The organism is Pandoraea soli (assembly GCF_902459595.1).
Taxonomy (GTDB): Bacteria; Pseudomonadota; Gammaproteobacteria; order Burkholderiales; family Burkholderiaceae; genus Pandoraea; species Pandoraea cepalis.
In genome coordinates, this window is the sequence record NZ_CABPSG010000007.1 from 233,360 (window position 1) to 247,598 (window position 14,239).

General features: G+C 65.3%; 13 protein-coding genes. 8 read left to right on the forward strand and 5 right to left on the reverse strand.

Annotation, left to right across the window (positions count from 1 at the left end; genetic code table 11):
• Positions 1-127: 127 nt before the first annotated feature.
• From PSO31014_RS14695 to PSO31014_RS14705, 3 genes are all read left to right on the forward strand, one after another.
• Complete coding sequence (locus tag PSO31014_RS14695; RefSeq protein WP_150552258.1) at positions 128-382, forward strand: GlsB/YeaQ/YmgE family stress response membrane protein; 255 nt, start codon at positions 128-130, stop codon at positions 380-382.
• Positions 383-403: 21 nt separating this feature from the next.
• The gene (locus PSO31014_RS14700) at positions 404-643 is read left to right on the forward strand and encodes a GlsB/YeaQ/YmgE family stress response membrane protein (RefSeq protein WP_017234657.1); all 240 of its coding nucleotides are present in this window, start codon (positions 404-406) and stop codon (positions 641-643) included.
• Positions 644-852: 209 nt separating this feature from the next.
• Positions 853-2,352, forward strand: a complete 1,500-nt coding sequence (locus PSO31014_RS14705) for an MDR family MFS transporter (RefSeq protein WP_150552259.1) — start codon at positions 853-855, stop codon at positions 2,350-2,352.
• 19 nt (positions 2,353-2,371) lie between these two features.
• On the opposite strand, the gene PSO31014_RS14710 is transcribed toward PSO31014_RS14705, so the two are convergent.
• The 4 genes from PSO31014_RS14710 to ypfJ form a co-directional block, all read right to left on the reverse strand.
• Entirely contained in the window at positions 2,372-3,487 is a 1,116-nt protein-coding gene (locus tag PSO31014_RS14710) for a glycosyltransferase family 2 protein (protein WP_150552260.1), read from the reverse strand.
• A gap of 5 nt (positions 3,488-3,492) precedes the next feature.
• Positions 3,493-4,815: a glycosyltransferase family 87 protein gene (locus PSO31014_RS14715; protein ID WP_150552261.1), complete on the reverse strand. Its 1,323-nt coding sequence runs from the start codon at positions 4,813-4,815 to the stop codon at positions 3,493-3,495.
• A gap of 418 nt (positions 4,816-5,233) precedes the next feature.
• A complete protein-coding gene (gene ychF / locus PSO31014_RS14725) occupies positions 5,234-6,328 on the reverse strand; it encodes a redox-regulated ATPase YchF (protein ID WP_150552262.1) in 1,095 nt (364 codons plus the stop codon).
• 189 nt (positions 6,329-6,517) lie between these two features.
• Entirely contained in the window at positions 6,518-7,387 is an 870-nt protein-coding gene (gene ypfJ / locus PSO31014_RS14730) for a KPN_02809 family neutral zinc metallopeptidase (RefSeq protein ID WP_150552263.1), read from the reverse strand.
• A 189-nt stretch (positions 7,388-7,576) separates the two neighbouring features.
• Here ypfJ and PSO31014_RS14735 point away from each other — a divergent pair, with 189 nt between their 5' ends.
• The 3 genes from PSO31014_RS14735 (at position 7,577) to PSO31014_RS14745 (ending at position 11,494) form a co-directional block, all read left to right on the forward strand.
• Positions 7,577-8,764, forward strand: coding sequence for a UbiH/UbiF family hydroxylase (locus PSO31014_RS14735; RefSeq protein ID WP_150552264.1), 1,188 nt, complete (start codon positions 7,577-7,579; stop codon positions 8,762-8,764).
• Positions 8,765-8,863: 99 nt separating this feature from the next.
• Entirely contained in the window at positions 8,864-9,619 is a 756-nt protein-coding gene (locus PSO31014_RS14740; RefSeq protein WP_150552265.1) for a DsbC family protein, read from the forward strand.
• Positions 9,620-9,679: 60 nt separating this feature from the next.
• Entirely contained in the window at positions 9,680-11,494 is a 1,815-nt protein-coding gene (locus PSO31014_RS14745; RefSeq protein ID WP_150552266.1) for a M61 family metallopeptidase, read from the forward strand.
• Between the two features lie 13 nt (positions 11,495-11,507).
• On the opposite strand, the gene PSO31014_RS14750 is transcribed toward PSO31014_RS14745, so the two are convergent.
• On the reverse strand, positions 11,508-12,446 hold the full coding sequence (locus PSO31014_RS14750) for a LysR family transcriptional regulator (RefSeq protein ID WP_150552267.1): 939 nt from the start codon (positions 12,444-12,446) through the stop codon (positions 11,508-11,510).
• A 213-nt stretch (positions 12,447-12,659) separates the two neighbouring features.
• Here PSO31014_RS14750 and PSO31014_RS14755 point away from each other — a divergent pair, with 213 nt between their 5' ends.
• Both PSO31014_RS14755 and PSO31014_RS14760 read left to right on the forward strand, forming a co-directional pair.
• Positions 12,660-13,259, forward strand: coding sequence for an FMN-dependent NADH-azoreductase (locus PSO31014_RS14755; protein ID WP_150552268.1), 600 nt, complete (start codon positions 12,660-12,662; stop codon positions 13,257-13,259).
• Positions 13,260-13,314: 55 nt separating this feature from the next.
• Positions 13,315-14,235 carry a pirin-like C-terminal cupin domain-containing protein gene (locus PSO31014_RS14760; RefSeq protein ID WP_150552269.1) on the forward strand — a complete coding sequence of 307 codons (921 nt, stop codon included), beginning with the start codon at positions 13,315-13,317 and terminating at the stop codon, positions 14,233-14,235.
• Positions 14,236-14,239 lie beyond the last annotated feature (4 nt).

Consider the following 14,239-nt stretch of genomic DNA (forward strand, 5'->3'; position numbering starts at 1 on the left):
GGTCCACTGCCGGCGCGCCTTGGCCCCGCTTGCAGTCGGCGGTGGCGGGTGGATGTCGGGCCCGCTTGCCGAATCGTCCGATTTCGGGGCTATACTGCGTTCGGGTTCCCATCCTTGGAGAGACGTCATGGGCATCATCGGCACTATCGTTGTCGGTCTGGTCGTCGGCCTCATTGCGCGTGCCCTGCATCCCGGAAGGGACAGCCTGGGCATCATCATGACCATCATCCTCGGCATTGCCGGCGCGCTGCTCGCCAAATACGTCGGGCAATTCCTCCATCTCTACACCGAAGGTCAGTCGGCCGGCTGGATCGCGTCGATCGTCGGCGCCATCGTGCTGCTGGTGATCTACGGTGCCGTCAAGCGCAGCCGCGTGGCCTGACGCGCCGCACCGGAGCCGCTGATGAACATTCTCGTGCTCTTGCTTGTGGGGCTGGTGGCCGGTTGGCTCGCCGGCCTCGTGGTGGGCGGCGGCTACGGCATTATTGGCGACATGGTTGTCGGCGTGATCGGCGCGTTTGTCGGCGGCTGGCTGCTGCGGCATCTGGGCATTGCCGTCGGCTACGGCACGCTTGGGCGCATCATCACGGCGACCATCGGCGCCATCGTGTTGCTCGCGCTACTGCGTCTGGTGCGACGCTAGGCCGCACTTGGCGGGTGTCGTACGCGTTTTCCCGCATTCAGCTATGCTTGACGCCATCGCCTGGCCCAAGTCGTCTTGACGACGCGTGCGGCATCGCCGCCACGTTCGATCCCGCCTTCCGCCATCCGGCGTGACTGCCGCGCCCGACAGGGGGGCGGCGGTACGCCTCGCAAGTCGCTTCGCCCGATCCCCCCACATCAAAAGAACACATGTCTGCGACACGCCCTTCCATGCGGCCATTCATTGTGGCATCTGTCATGGCGGCGACCGCCATGGTTGCCATCGAGGCCACGATCATTTCGACGGCCATGCCGCAAATCGTCGCCCAGCTCGGCGGTCTGTCCCTATATAGCTGGGTTTTCTCCGCCTTTTTGCTGGCGCAGACGGCCATGACCGTTGTGTTCGGCAAACTGGCCGATCTCTACGGTCGCAAGCCGGTCATGCTCGTGGGAATCGCCGTGTTTCTGGTGGCCTCGCTTGGCGGCGGACTCGCGTGGTCAATGCCGGCGATGATCGTCTTCCGCCTGTTGCAGGGCGTGGGGGCCGCGTGCATCCAGCCGGTCGGCCTGACCATCATCGCCGACTACTATCCGACCAGCGAGCGCGGCAAGGTGCAGGGTTATCTGGCGAGCGTGTGGGCCATCTCGGCCGTGCTCGGCCCGATGCTCGGCGGCATCATCATTCGTGACCTGTCGTGGTCGTGGATTTTCTGGATCAACATCCCCATCGGCCTGTTGGCCGCGGCGGGCTTCGTCGCCTATCTACACGAGGCGGCGCCGCGCCAGCTTCCGAGTATCGATGCACTCGGTGCGGTGCTCTTCGCGATTGCCGTGGCGGGGCTGATGATTGCGCTGACCGATGCGAACGCCTTCGCCGACACGCACGTCTGGGCCGGCGTGCTGGTGTGCGTCGTTGCGTCGCTGCTGTTCGTCTGGCAGGAGCGGCGCGCCCCGGACCCGATGATCTCGTTCGCGCTGTGGAAGCGTCGGCCGATTGCGGCGGCGAATGCGGCGACGCTGCTCTCGGGCATGGTGCTCATGGGGTTGACGACATTCCTGCCGATGTACGCGCAGGGGGTATTGCGTCAGACGCCGGTCGTGGCGGGCATGGCGCTCACGATGATCATGGTCGGCTGGCCGATCGGTTCGACGCTGGCCGCGAAGACCTTCACGCGCTACGGCCTGCGCCGCATTCTCGTGGGGGGCAGCCTGCTGATGCCGGTGGGCGGGATCGTCTTTGCGCTGCTCGGGCCGAACAGCTCGCCGCTGCTTGCCGGGTTCGGCTCGTTCCTGATGGGATTTTCGATGGGCACGGGCAGCGTCAGCGCGCTCGTGCTGATCCAGGAGCTAGTCGATCCGTCGCAGCGCGGCAGCGCCACGGCGTCGAACATCTTCTCGCGGAATTTGGGCAGCACGCTCGGCGCGACGCTTTTCGGCGCCGTGCTCAACTTCGGGTTGACGCAATCGAGCGGGCTGGCGCCCGTCACCTCCGATCAGTTGCGGCATGTGCTGGAAGACCGGGGCGTGTCGACGCTGGCTGACCAGGCGATTCGTGCGGTGCTGCAACATTCGCTGCACCTCACGTTCCTGTCGATCCTGGCGATCTCGATCGGTGTCGTGGTGTTGCTGCTGTTGGTGCCGACCCACGCCGTCGACCGTTCGCGCGATACGCCGCGGGACAAGCCCGAGTTCGTGCCCGGCGGACATTGATCGACGCGGCGTTGCCACCTCAACGCGCGACAACCCGTCGTGCACGCGCGGCAGACGACTGGCCGGCCCTGAGTTGTGCGCCGAACGGCTTGCGCGCCGTGAGCATTCGGGGGCTCGATGGGTTCAACGGCGCGCGTGACGGGAGTTGGCTCACCTTCGCGCTCGACGGGTAGCGGCGTCGCACCAGGTACAGCGGCCGTCCTTTCGCTTCGTAGTAAATCCGGCCAACGTACTCTCCGATCACCCCGATACCGACCAGTTGGATGCCGCCGAGGAACAGCGTGCCAACGAGCAGCGAGGCGTAGCCGGGCACGTCGATGCCATGAATGAGCGTGCGCAGCACGATAAAGCCGCCGTAGCCGAGCGAGACGAGTGCGAGCGAAACACCGATATACGTCCAGCAGCGCAGTGGCACGGTGCTGAAGCTGGTAATGCCTTCAAGCGCGAAATTCCACAGGCGCCAGCCGGAGAACTTTGATTCGCCCGCGCGGCGCGGCTCGCGCACATACTCAACGATTTCCGTCTGAAAGCCGACCCAGGCGAACAGCCCCTTCATGAATCGGCGGCGTTCGGGCAACTGCTTGAGCGCGGACACGACGCGTCGATCGATCAGGCGGAAATCGCCAACGTTCTCTGGCAGCTTCACTTCCGAGAGCCGATTGTGAATGCGATAGTACAGACCCGCGGCAACCCGTTTGGCGACGCGGTCGCTCGCGCGATTCGTGCGCTTGGCGAGCACGACTTCCGCGCCGTGGCGCCAGCGCTCGATCATCACGGGGATGAGTGCCGGCGGATCCTGGAGATCGGCATCGATGGGGATGACGGCATCGCCACGCGCTTCCTCGATGCCCGCACTCAGTGCCGCTTCCTTGCCGAAGTTGCGCGTGAAGTCGATTACGCGGATGCGCGCGTCGTCGCGGCGAAGGGCGAGCAGGGTGCCAAGCGTGTCGTCGGTGCTACCGTCGTTCACGCAGACGATTTCGAAACGCACGTCCGCGATGGCATCGAGTACCGGGGCCAAGGCACGGTAGAACTTGTCGAGCACCGGGGCTTCGTTGTGACAGGGCACGACGAGCGACACAAGCGGTGTTCGCGGCGCGACGGACGACTGACGACTATCGGTGGCGCGGGGCATGGCGGTTACCTCGTGGGTGCGGGGGCGGTGGCCGACGCGCGGCGATGGGCGCAGGCTGTGTCGGTGGCGTGCGGAGGCGTGGGGACATTGGACACGTCGGGCACTTCCGGAACGTGAGCGAGTCGGCGACGGCGGCGCGACAGCAAGGCGAGCGTGGCGAGCGTGATGAGTGGCATGAACTGGAATCCGATGGGCAGCACGCCGAGCAGACCGAGCGCGGGGGTGAGCCATAGCACGACGAGCCATTCGCGCTCCCCGCGCAGCCAGCCGCGCGCGATGCCGTCGCGCACATACCAGGCGATGACGAGCGAGAGCATCGCGAGATCGTAATCATAGAGATAGGGGCTTATGAGCATGGTGGCGCACACAAGCGTGGCGGCGCGCAGCGCGAAGGCCGCCGGACGCCGCCAGACGTCGATCATTGTCGCCACGGCGCCAAGCGCCACGCCAGCATGGACGATGGCGGCCAGCGTGACGGACGCGCCCAGCATGCGTGCCATCACGAAAAACGTCGGCATGCGGACAAGTCGAGCCTCGCCGTCGACGAGACTTTGGCGTGCCAACGCCGTCGCGTGCAGGAATGTCGGATAGACATCGAAACCGAAGACCGCGCCGGCGAGCAGGGTGCTTCCGATGCCGACAGCGACGCATGCGGCCAGCGCGCGCCACTCGCGAGCACAGAGAAACGCGAGCGGAAAGAGCAGGGCGACGTGCGGTTTGACGAAGAGCAATCCGGCGAGCGCGCCCGCCCATGCGGGACGCTTGCGCAGCAAGAGCAGTGAGAAGCCTGCGAGGGCGGTGGTGTAGAGCGCGATCTGTCCTGCGGCGATCACGAGCAGCACGCCGGGAAAACTTACGGTGGGCAGGCGGGCGTCGCGCCACGGTGCCGTGCGTCGCAGGGCGGCGTAGTACAAGCCGAAGCCGATACAGGCATACGCTGCGTACGCGTAGGAAAAGGGCAGCAGCGCGACCGGCGCGAGCACGATCATCATCACGGGCGGGTAAAGCCAGGGCAGGATGCCGCCCAGCTTTGTCGTCCATGGTTGGGCGGCCATCTGTGCACCCGTCATCAGGTCGACGTTGTAGGCATCCAGCGGATGCCCGTGGAGCACGAAGTAGGACGCTCCCCAGAATGGCAGGAAGTCGAGGCCGATGGGGCCGAGCTTCGGGGGCACCACGAAAAAATGCTGATAGGACCAGATGGCGAACACGGCGAGGGTGACGAACAGGCCTGCGCCGCTATAGAGGCGGATGCGGGCGCGGTCGTCGGACCAATGCCGGCGCTCGGACGACGCCACTTCATCGACGGCCGACGGCTTCGATGCCATGCATGAACCTCCCGGTGGGCGCATGAAAACGGCGATGCTCGATTACGGAGACTGCTTTGGCGGGCGTGCGGTGCGGCTGTCTGCGCCAAGCGGGCGATGCACATGGATTCGACTATCGAAGCAATGCGCGCGACGGAAAACACGACGCCATATTAGACGAGACGGTCTCCGAACGGATCAAAATTCCAGCGTGTCGCGACGACGGCGCTGCCGCGCCTCGTCCGATGCCGGATTCTCACCGGGGTCGACGTCGGGGCAAGCGGGTCGTCATTTTTCTCATTGCCGACGGGCGACGAGATATGCAAACCGTGCTGGAGAATCGTTTGCTCGCTCGGTGAGTCCTCCGCATTTCACCCTTCAAAAACAAAATACCCCGGCGCGATGGCCGGGGTGCTCGTTGTCTTGGTAGACGATCGCGTCACACGTTGAACAAGAAGTTCATGACATCGCCGTCGTGCACAACATACTCCTTGCCTTCGGCGCGCATCTTGCCGGCCTCCTTCGCGCCCTGCTCGCCCTTGTACTGGATGAAATCGTCGAAGGCGATGGTTTGCGCGCGGATGAAGCCGCGTTCGAAGTCGGTGTGGATCACGCCAGCGGCCTGCGGGGCCGTATCGCCCACATGGATCGTCCAGGCGCGCACTTCCTTCACCCCTGCGGTGAAGTATGTCTGCAGGCCCAGCAGCTTGAAGCCCGCGCGAATCACGCGATCCAGGCCCGGCTCGTCCATGCCCATGTCGGCCAGGAATTCCGCCTTGTCGGCGTCTTCCATATCCCCAATCTCTGCCTCGATGGCCGCACACACCGCCACCACCGGTGCATTCTCGCTTTTCGCGTACTTGCGCACCGCGTCCAGATGCGGATTGTTCTCGAAGCCGTCGTCTTTCACGTTGGCGACATACATCGTCGGCTTGGCCGTAATCAGGCAGAACGGCTTGATCAGCGCCAGCTCGTCGTCCGACAGCTTGATCGAGCGCACCGGACGCGCTTCGTTGAGCACCGGCACCACCTTTTCCAGCACCGCCACGAGCTTGGCGGCTTCCTTGTCGTTGCCCGACTTGGCCGCCTTCGAGTAGCGTTGCAGCGCTTTCTCCGTCGTGGCCAGATCCGCCAGCGCCAGTTCCGTGTTGATGACCTCGATGTCCGAAATCGGATTCACCTTGCCGGCCACGTGGATGACGTTCTCGTCCTCGAAGCAGCGCACAACGTGCGTGATGGCGTCCGTCTCGCGGATGTTGGCCAGGAACTGGTTGCCCAACCCTTCACCCTTGGACGCGCCCGCCACCAGGCCGGCAATGTCGACGAACTCGACCGTCGCCGGCATGATCCGCTCGGGCTTGACGATCTCGGCCAGCTTGCCCAGACGCGGGTCGGGCACTTCCACCACGCCGACGTTCGGCTCGATGGTGCAGAACGGATAGTTCTCGGCAGCGATGCCCGCTTTGGTCAGCGCGTTGAAAAGGGTCGACTTGCCGACGTTGGGCAAGCCGACGATGCCGCATTTGAGGCTCATGCTAAATCCTGTCTAATCCGATAAATGCGCCGACAAATGCCCCGGGGGTGCGCCGGGTGGCGCCGTGGAATGCGCCGGTGATTGCGTCGCGGAAAGTCCGCTATTGTACCCGTTCTGCCACCAACGGCGCCTCGGGTGCCTAGGGTGACGAGGGTGCCGGCGTCGCGACGACCCCCGCCGATGCCGTGCTCAACTCAGCGACTTCGCCGAGAACGTATCGCACTTGCGCATGTCGCCGTACTGCAACCCCTGGCGCAGCCAATACACGCGTTGCGCGCTCGTCCCGTGCGTGAACGACTCCGGCACCACGCGGCCCTGCGCCTGCTGTTGCAGCCGGTCGTCGCCGATCGCCGACGCTGTCTTCAACCCCTGCTCGACGTCGCCCGGCTCCAGCAATTGCTGATTCGCCTTCTCGGCATTGTTCGCCCAGACGCCGGCAAAGCAGTCGGCCTGCAGCTCCAGGCGCACCGACAACGCATTGGCCTGCGCCTCGCTCATGCGGCGCCGCGCCTCGTCGAACTTCTCGGAAATACCCAGCAGATTCTGGATGTGATGGCCCACTTCATGCGCGATTACATACGCCTGCGCGAAATCGCCCCCCGCGCCAAAGCGCTGACGCAATTCGTCGTAGAAGGCCAGATCGATGTAGACCTTGCTGTCGCCCGGGCAGTAGAACGGCCCCATCGCCGTTTGACCGGTGCCGCATGCCGTGGGCGTTGCGCCAGAGAACAGCACCAGTTTCGGCGGCACGTACTGACGGTTCAGTTGCTGCGGGAACACCGTTCCCCAGGTGCGCTCGATGTTGCCGAGCACCTTGCGGGTGAAGACGGTCTTCGGATCGTGGGCCGGCGTGGTGTTCGGCGCGGACTGGGGCTGTGACGATGTCTGCCCCTGAAGCATCTGCGAGCCCTGGATGATGACGCGCGGATCGATGCCGAAGAAATACGAGGCGGCCAGCGCCACCACGATCGTGCCGATACCGAGGGTGGTGCGTCCCCCGAAACCGCCCCCCCGTCGATCTTCGACGTTGTCGCTTTCGGATTCGTTGTCGAGGCGCATTGGAGGACTCCCTGTCTGATAATCGGTATGCGCGGAAGTATAGCGCCGGGCCGTAACACGCGACGCTGTGCCACAGCCGTCCCCCGGGCGACCGGGCATCGCTTGCGCGGCAGGCGTGCGACAATACGCCATCTCGTTTTCTGAACCAGCCGGCTCGCGCGATTCAGGCGCTGGCGCTGCATTCGCCGCATGTCTCTAACGCAAACCTCCAGCCAAACGCACGATGTCGTCGTCGTCGGTGGCGGTCTGGTCGGCAAGGCCGCCGCCCTGCTGCTCTCGCAGGCGCGCCTGTCCGTCGCACTGCTCGCCCAACCGGCCGCGGCCGCCCCCGCCCCGGGCGACCTGTGGGACGCCCGCATCTACTCGCTTTCGTCCAGCTCGCAAGCCCTCTTCGAGCGCATGCGCGTATGGCAGGCCGTCGATCCCGCGCGCATCAATCCTGTCTACGACATGGAAGTCTTTGGCGACGAGCGCGGCAGCCTGCATTTCTCGGCGTACCAGGCCGCCGTGCCGCAACTCGCCTGGATCGCCGAATCGTCGAATCTCGAGCGCGCGCTCGACGCCGCCCTGCGCTTCTCCCCGCAAGTGCATTGGCTCGACGCCCGGGCCGAGGCGCTCGAAGTCGATGCCGCCGCGGCCTCGGTGCGTCTGTCGGACGGCAAGACCCTGCGCGCGTCGCTCGTGGTCGGTGCCGACGGCGCCCACTCATGGGTGCGCAGTACCGCCGGGCTGGACGGCTCCGTGCGTCCCTACGAACAACTCGGCGTGGTGTGCAATTTCCGCGCGGAGCGAGCGCACCGCGACACCGCATTCCAATGGTTCCACGACGGCGAGATCATCGCGCTGTTGCCGCTGCCCGACCAACACGTCTCGCTGGTCTGGTCCGCCGCCCATGAGCACGCCGAGGCGTTGCTCGCGCTTGATCCCAAAGATCTGGCTGAACGCGTCGGCACCTTCTCTAGCGTTGAACTCGGCCAGCTCACGCCGGTCTCATCGCGCGCCCAGGGTTTTCCGCTCGTGCTGGCGCAGGCCAAACGTCTCATTGCGCCGCGCGTGGCACTGGTCGGCGACGCGGCGCACGTCGTGCATCCGCTCGCGGGCCAGGGCATGAACCTCGGTTTGCGCGACGTGGCGGCGCTCGGTGACGCGCTTGCCGGACGCGAATCGTTCCGCGATTGCGGCGATGCGGCGGTATTGCGTCGCTACGAGCGCGCCCGCAAGGAAGACATCGGCAGCATGGCGCTCACCACGGACGGCCTGCACAAGCTGTTTGCCACGCGTAACCCGCTGGCCAGATTTGTGCGCAACGCAGGGCTCGACGGCGTGAACGCGCTGCCTTTCGTCAAGAAATTCCTGATCGGCCGCGCGCTGGGCTGACCGCTCGGGGCGCCTATTCGGGGCCATTCCATCCAATTCCGGTCGATACCGGGCGTGTCCGGACGCGCCTCTCGCTCGACACACTTCTGGAGATTCTCGATGTTGCAACGTTATCGCGCCGCGGCGCTCAGTCTGGCGACAGTTTGCGCCGCGAGTTTCACGACGTTCGCCGTCGCGCAGAGCAAGCCCGACGCTGCCCTCGACCGCGTGAAGGCCGCCGTGCAAAAGACGCTCGGTGCCGAGGCCCCCGTCAAGTCGGTGGCACGTACGCCCATCCCCGGACTCTTCGAGGTGGCCGTTGGCGGCGACATCCTCTATGCCGACGAAAAGGCGAAATACGTGATTGTCGGCGGTAACCTCGTCGATACGAAAACGCGCCAGAACCTGACGGAAGCGCGTCAATCGGAACTGAACAAGATCGACTTCGCCAAGCTGCCGCTCGATCGCGCCATCAAGTACGTGAAGGGCAACGGAAGCCGCAAGGTCGCCGTGTTCTCCGATCCGAACTGCCCGTACTGCAAGCGATTCGAGGAAACGCTCAAGACGTCGAAGCTCGACAACATCACCGTCTACACCTTCCTGTACCCGGTGCTCGGCCCCGACTCGGACGCCAAGTCGAAGGCGATCTGGTGCGCCCCCAATCCGCTCACCGCGTGGCATGACTGGATGCTCGACAAGAAGGCGCCGCCGACCCCCTCGGCCAAGTGCGACGACTCCGCGGTGGTGCAGAACGTGGCGCTGGGGCATCAGTTCAACGTGACGGGAACCCCGACGATCATTCTGTCCGACGGCCGCCGTCTGCCGGGTGCCGTGCCCGCGGAAGCCCTCGAAAAGGCGCTCGCCACGGTCAAGTAACCGTCCATTCGCTTGTCTGGCCAACGCCCGACCGTTCCGATAACAAGAAGCCGCCACCTCATGAAAGCCACGTCTGCCCAGCCTGCCATCCGGTATGCGATCGTTCCGAAGTCGCCTGCCGCGCATCTGTTCGAAGTGACCGTCACGGTCTCGAATCCCGCGCCCGAAGGGCAACGTTTCTCGCTGCCCGCGTGGATTCCGGGCAGCTATATGGTGCGCGAGTTTGCCCGCAACATCGTGACGATCGGGGCGACGTGCCGCGGCCGCAAGGTGGCGCTCGACAAGCTCGACAAGCACACGTGGCAGGCGGCGGCGTGCAAGGGCACGCTGATCGTGACCTACGAGGTGTACGCGTGGGATCTGTCGGTGCGCGCTGCGCATCTCGACGACACGCACGGCTTCTTCAACGGCACGAGCGTGTTCCTGCGTGTCGAAGGCCAGGAGCAAGCGCCATGCGAGGTGGATGTGCTGCGCGCGCGCGGCGCGGCGTTCAAAGCGTGGCGCGTCGCGACGGCGCTCGCGCAGGCCGAAGGCACGGCGGCGCTCGACTTCGGGCGCTACCTGGCCGCCGACTACGACGAGTTGATCGACTCGCCGGTCGAAATGGGGACCTTCGTGCATGGCACGTTCAAGGCTTGCGGCGTGACGCACGAAGTCGCCATTACCGGACCGGTGCCGAATCTCGATCTCGATCGGCTGCTGCGCGACATGAAGAAGATCTGCGAAGCGCAGATCCGTTTGTTCGAGCCGGGCGCGAGTTCGCGCTCGCGCGTGCCGATGTCGCGCTATGTCTTCCTGCTCATGACGGTCGGTGAGGGGTACGGTGGTCTGGAGCACCGTGCGTCCACGGCGCTGCTCGCGAGCCGCAACGATCTGCCGGTGCAGGGACAGGCGCGCATGAGCGAGGCCTATCGCGGCTTTCTCGGCCTGGTGAGCCACGAATACTTCCACACGTGGAACGTCAAGCGCATCAAGCCGGCGGTGTTCGCCCCGTACGTGCTCGACCGGGAAGTCCATACGCGACTGCTTTGGCTGTTCGAAGGCTTTACGTCCTATTACGACGATCTGATGCTCGTGCGCAGCGGCGTGATTCCCCCTGCCGATTACTACGATCTCGTCGCCAAGACGGTGGCGGGTGTGCTGCGTGGCAGCGGCCGTCTCAAGCAGACCGTGGCCGAGAGTTCGTTCGATGCCTGGACGAAGTACTACCGCCAGGACGAGAACGCGCCGAACGCCATCGTCAGCTATTACACGAAGGGGTCGCTGGTCGCGCTCGCACTCGATCTGACGATTCGTTCGAAAACGCGCGGCCAGAAGTCGCTTGACGACATCATGCGTGCGTTGTGGCAACGCTATGGCCGCGACTTCTATCGCGGCGCGCCCGTGGGTATCGACGAGGACGCCGTCCAGCCGTTCTTCGAGGACGTCTCGGGACTCGACCTGTCGGAGTTCTTCGCCACCGCCATTCACGGCACGCGCGATCTGCCAATCAAGACGCTGCTCGAACGCGTGGGACTCACGCTGGAACCGGTCAAGCCCGAGGAGGCCCGTCCCGCACTGGGGGTGAAGACGGCAAAGCGCGGCGACGACCTCACGCTTTCGCAGGTGCTCGACGGCGGAGCGGCACAGGCCGCCGGACTCTCGGCAGGCGATGTGCTGGTCGCCATCGACGGGCTGCGCGTGACGCAGGCCAATCTCGACAAGCTGCTCGATCGCTATCGCCCGGGCGACCGGGTGACGGTCCACGCGTTCCGCCGTGACGCGCTGCGCGAGGCCGCGCTCACGCTCGACGCACCGGAGATTTCGAAGTACCGCATTGCCGAGACGCGCGATCGCGCCGCCGCACAGCGTCGCGAAAAGTGGCTGTCGGCCTGAGCGGCCGAGCGCTTTACCCTTGCGCCGGGCCCGGCACGCTCGGGTCCCGGTTTTCCTCCGGACACGATTTGGCGACCGCGAGCATGTGCTCGATGAAGGCCTGCGTCTTGCGCGGGAGGAAGCGTCGCGACGGCGTGACCAGATGCACCGGACTGGACGGTAACGACCACTCGGGCAGCACCTTGATGAGACGGCCGGTGCGCAACGCATCCTCGGCCAGGATATCCGTCAGGGCGGCGATGCCGCTGCCCGCCACCGTCATTTCCTTGACCATCCCCATGCTGTTGACCTGAATCGCCCCGTGCATGGTGATGTCGGCGCGCTGACGTCCCTTGTGCAGCGTGTCCGAGTTGAAAAGACGCCGCGCGCCTTGCAGGATCACGAAGCGATGGCCCGCCAGTTCTTCGGGGGTGGCCGGCAACCCTGTCGCACTCAAATACAGCGGGCTGGCATACAGACTGCGTGTGAGCGCGAGGAGGGGGCGCGCCACCAGGGTGGAGTCGGAGAGTTGTCCGGCGCGGATGGCGACGTCGATGCGCTCGGCGATCAGATCGACCTGTCGCGAACTCAGATCCACATCGACCGTGATCTCGGGATACGCCGCGCAGAACGTGGCAAGCGGCACCGCCAGCCACTGCGCGGCAAAGTCGCCGGGCGCCGTGATGCGAAGCCGTCCGCGCGGCTTGCTCGAGAGCTGGGAGGCGAAGTCTCGCGTCTCTTCCACTTCCTCGAGAATCGGCAGACAACGCTCGTAATAGGCCTCGCCGACTTCGGTCAGTTCCAGCCGCCGTGTGGTCTTGTGCAGCAACTTCGTGCCAAGGCGCATCTCCAGTCGCGACAAACGCCGACTCACCGTTGCCTTGGGCAGATCGAGCCGCTCGCCGGCCCGGGTGATGCTGCCCGAACGCACGACCTCGGCGAAGATCAGCATGTCATTCAGATCGTCAATCATCGCGTGCGCTCCTCGGTGATGCGGCCATCCGGCAAGGGGAAAGGGATGGCGCGCATTGTTCCAAAATAGGAACAAACAATTCGATTTTACCGGCTTGTTTCATTTTTGTGGGTAACTAGAATTCATACCAAGCCGACGCGCCATTCACGGTAATCCCGAGACGGGGCCCAGCGCGAACGGATTTTCGAACCCCCAGGCTCAGGAGCCAGAGACATGACCACGATTCTCCAAATCAATTCCGCCGCCCGCTCGCAAGGTGCCAACTCGACCACACTCGCCAACGAATCCGTGGCGCAACTCGTCGCGAAGCACGCGGGTGCCAAGGTTGTCGTGCGCGACCTGCTGGCCGACGGCGTGCCGCATCTGGACGAAGCCGTCATCGGCGCGTTTTTCACGCCGGAAGACCAACGCTCGGCCGAACAAAACGCCATCATCGCCCGCAGCGACGAACTGATTGCCGAGATTCAGGCGGCCGACTACGTGGTGTTCGGCGTACCGCTCTACAACTTTCAGGTGCCGTCGCAACTGAAGGCGTACTTCGACTGGATCGCCCGTGCCCGCGTGACCTTCCGCTATCGTGAAGACGGCACCGTGGAAGGTCTCATCCAGGGCAAGAAGGTGATCGTGGCATTCGCCCGCGGCGGCAACTACAAGGACACGCCGGCCGACAGCCAGACGCCGTACCTCAAGGCGATTCTCGGCTTCCTCGGCATGACGGACGTGACGTTCATCTTCGCGGAAGGTCTGGCTCGCGGTCCGGAATCGGCCGCCGCCGGGTTCGCGAACGCTCGCGAAGCCATCGCAGCGCTCTAAGCCCTCGGGCCGACGCTGCTGATATCGCTGTTCTCCCGCACGCGCAGGTACCCCCATGGCCCATCCGACGCCTTTGCATCCGCGTCAGACGAAGCGACCGGCGGCTCACGCCGACGCGCGCGCCATCCCGCGCGTGCTTCCCGTCACCCGCCCCGCCCGCTGTGCCGCGGCGGCGGGGGCGGGTGTTTTCGATCAGGTCGCCGAGACGGATCCGTTTCTCTCGATCGATCTCTTCCGCCGTCATGGCGCGTGCATACCGCCACATCCGCATGCCGGATGTGCGGTGGCGACCTACCTGTTCCCCGAGTCGACGACATCGCTGCGTTGCCGTCACGCCCATCAGGGCGACGACAGACTGCGCGCCGGCGATCTGCTCTGGCTCGAAGCCAACTGCGGCACCGTGCATGAGGAAGCTCCCGAGAATGCCCTTGGCGTGGCGCGCGGCCTGCGCATGATCGTGAGCCGTGCCGGCCGCCACGCGCACGGCGCACCCGTGCAGACCGTAGTCCGCGCTGATGGCATGCCGCATTGGCGTGAAGGCGCCGTCGATCTGACGCTGATCTGCGGGCAGTGGGGCGAGCGTCATGTCGTCCATGCCGCCGATGCGGAAGGTGAGCGCACGACGCTGCTGCAACTCGATTGGCGCGAAGACGAATTGCGCACGTTGACGATCCCTTGCGACGGCCGTCGCTGGGTCGCCTTGATTGCGCAGGGCGAGGCGGCACTGGCCCATCACACGTTACGGGCGGAAGGCGGCGCTGCGCAGGCGGTGTTGCTGCCCCCCGGTGCGTGGCAATTGGCCGGGCGCACCGGGGCGCGGCTCATGCTCGCCGGTGGCGAGCCGCTCGCTGAACCCGTGGTCTATCGCGGTAACTTCGCGGCGCGCGACGAGAGCGATCTCGTGGCGCTCACGCGCCGCTATCAGCAGGGCGCGATGGGCACACTGACGCCCATCGCCGAGTCATCGAGCGACTGAGTCC

Coding starts and splice junctions, on each gene's coding strand:
- PSO31014_RS14715 (WP_150552261.1), bottom strand. CDS start 4,815: ATGGCATCGAAGCCGTCGGCCGTCGATGAAGTGGCGTCGTCCGAGCGC.
- ychF (WP_150552262.1), bottom strand. CDS start 6,328: ATGAGCCTCAAATGCGGCATCGTCGGCTTGCCCAACGTCGGCAAGTCG.
- PSO31014_RS14700 (WP_017234657.1), top strand. CDS start 404: ATGAACATTCTCGTGCTCTTGCTTGTGGGGCTGGTGGCCGGTTGGCTC.
- PSO31014_RS14705 (WP_150552259.1), top strand. CDS start 853: ATGTCTGCGACACGCCCTTCCATGCGGCCATTCATTGTGGCATCTGTC.
- ypfJ (WP_150552263.1), bottom strand. CDS start 7,387: ATGCGCCTCGACAACGAATCCGAAAGCGACAACGTCGAAGATCGACGG.
- PSO31014_RS14735 (WP_150552264.1), top strand. CDS start 7,577: ATGTCTCTAACGCAAACCTCCAGCCAAACGCACGATGTCGTCGTCGTC.
- PSO31014_RS14760 (WP_150552269.1), top strand. CDS start 13,315: ATGGCCCATCCGACGCCTTTGCATCCGCGTCAGACGAAGCGACCGGCG.
- PSO31014_RS14695 (WP_150552258.1), top strand. CDS start 128: ATGGGCATCATCGGCACTATCGTTGTCGGTCTGGTCGTCGGCCTCATT.
- PSO31014_RS14740 (WP_150552265.1), top strand. CDS start 8,864: ATGTTGCAACGTTATCGCGCCGCGGCGCTCAGTCTGGCGACAGTTTGC.
- PSO31014_RS14710 (WP_150552260.1), bottom strand. CDS start 3,487: ATGCCCCGCGCCACCGATAGTCGTCAGTCGTCCGTCGCGCCGCGAACA.
- PSO31014_RS14745 (WP_150552266.1), top strand. CDS start 9,680: ATGAAAGCCACGTCTGCCCAGCCTGCCATCCGGTATGCGATCGTTCCG.
- PSO31014_RS14755 (WP_150552268.1), top strand. CDS start 12,660: ATGACCACGATTCTCCAAATCAATTCCGCCGCCCGCTCGCAAGGTGCC.
- PSO31014_RS14750 (WP_150552267.1), bottom strand. CDS start 12,446: ATGATTGACGATCTGAATGACATGCTGATCTTCGCCGAGGTCGTGCGT.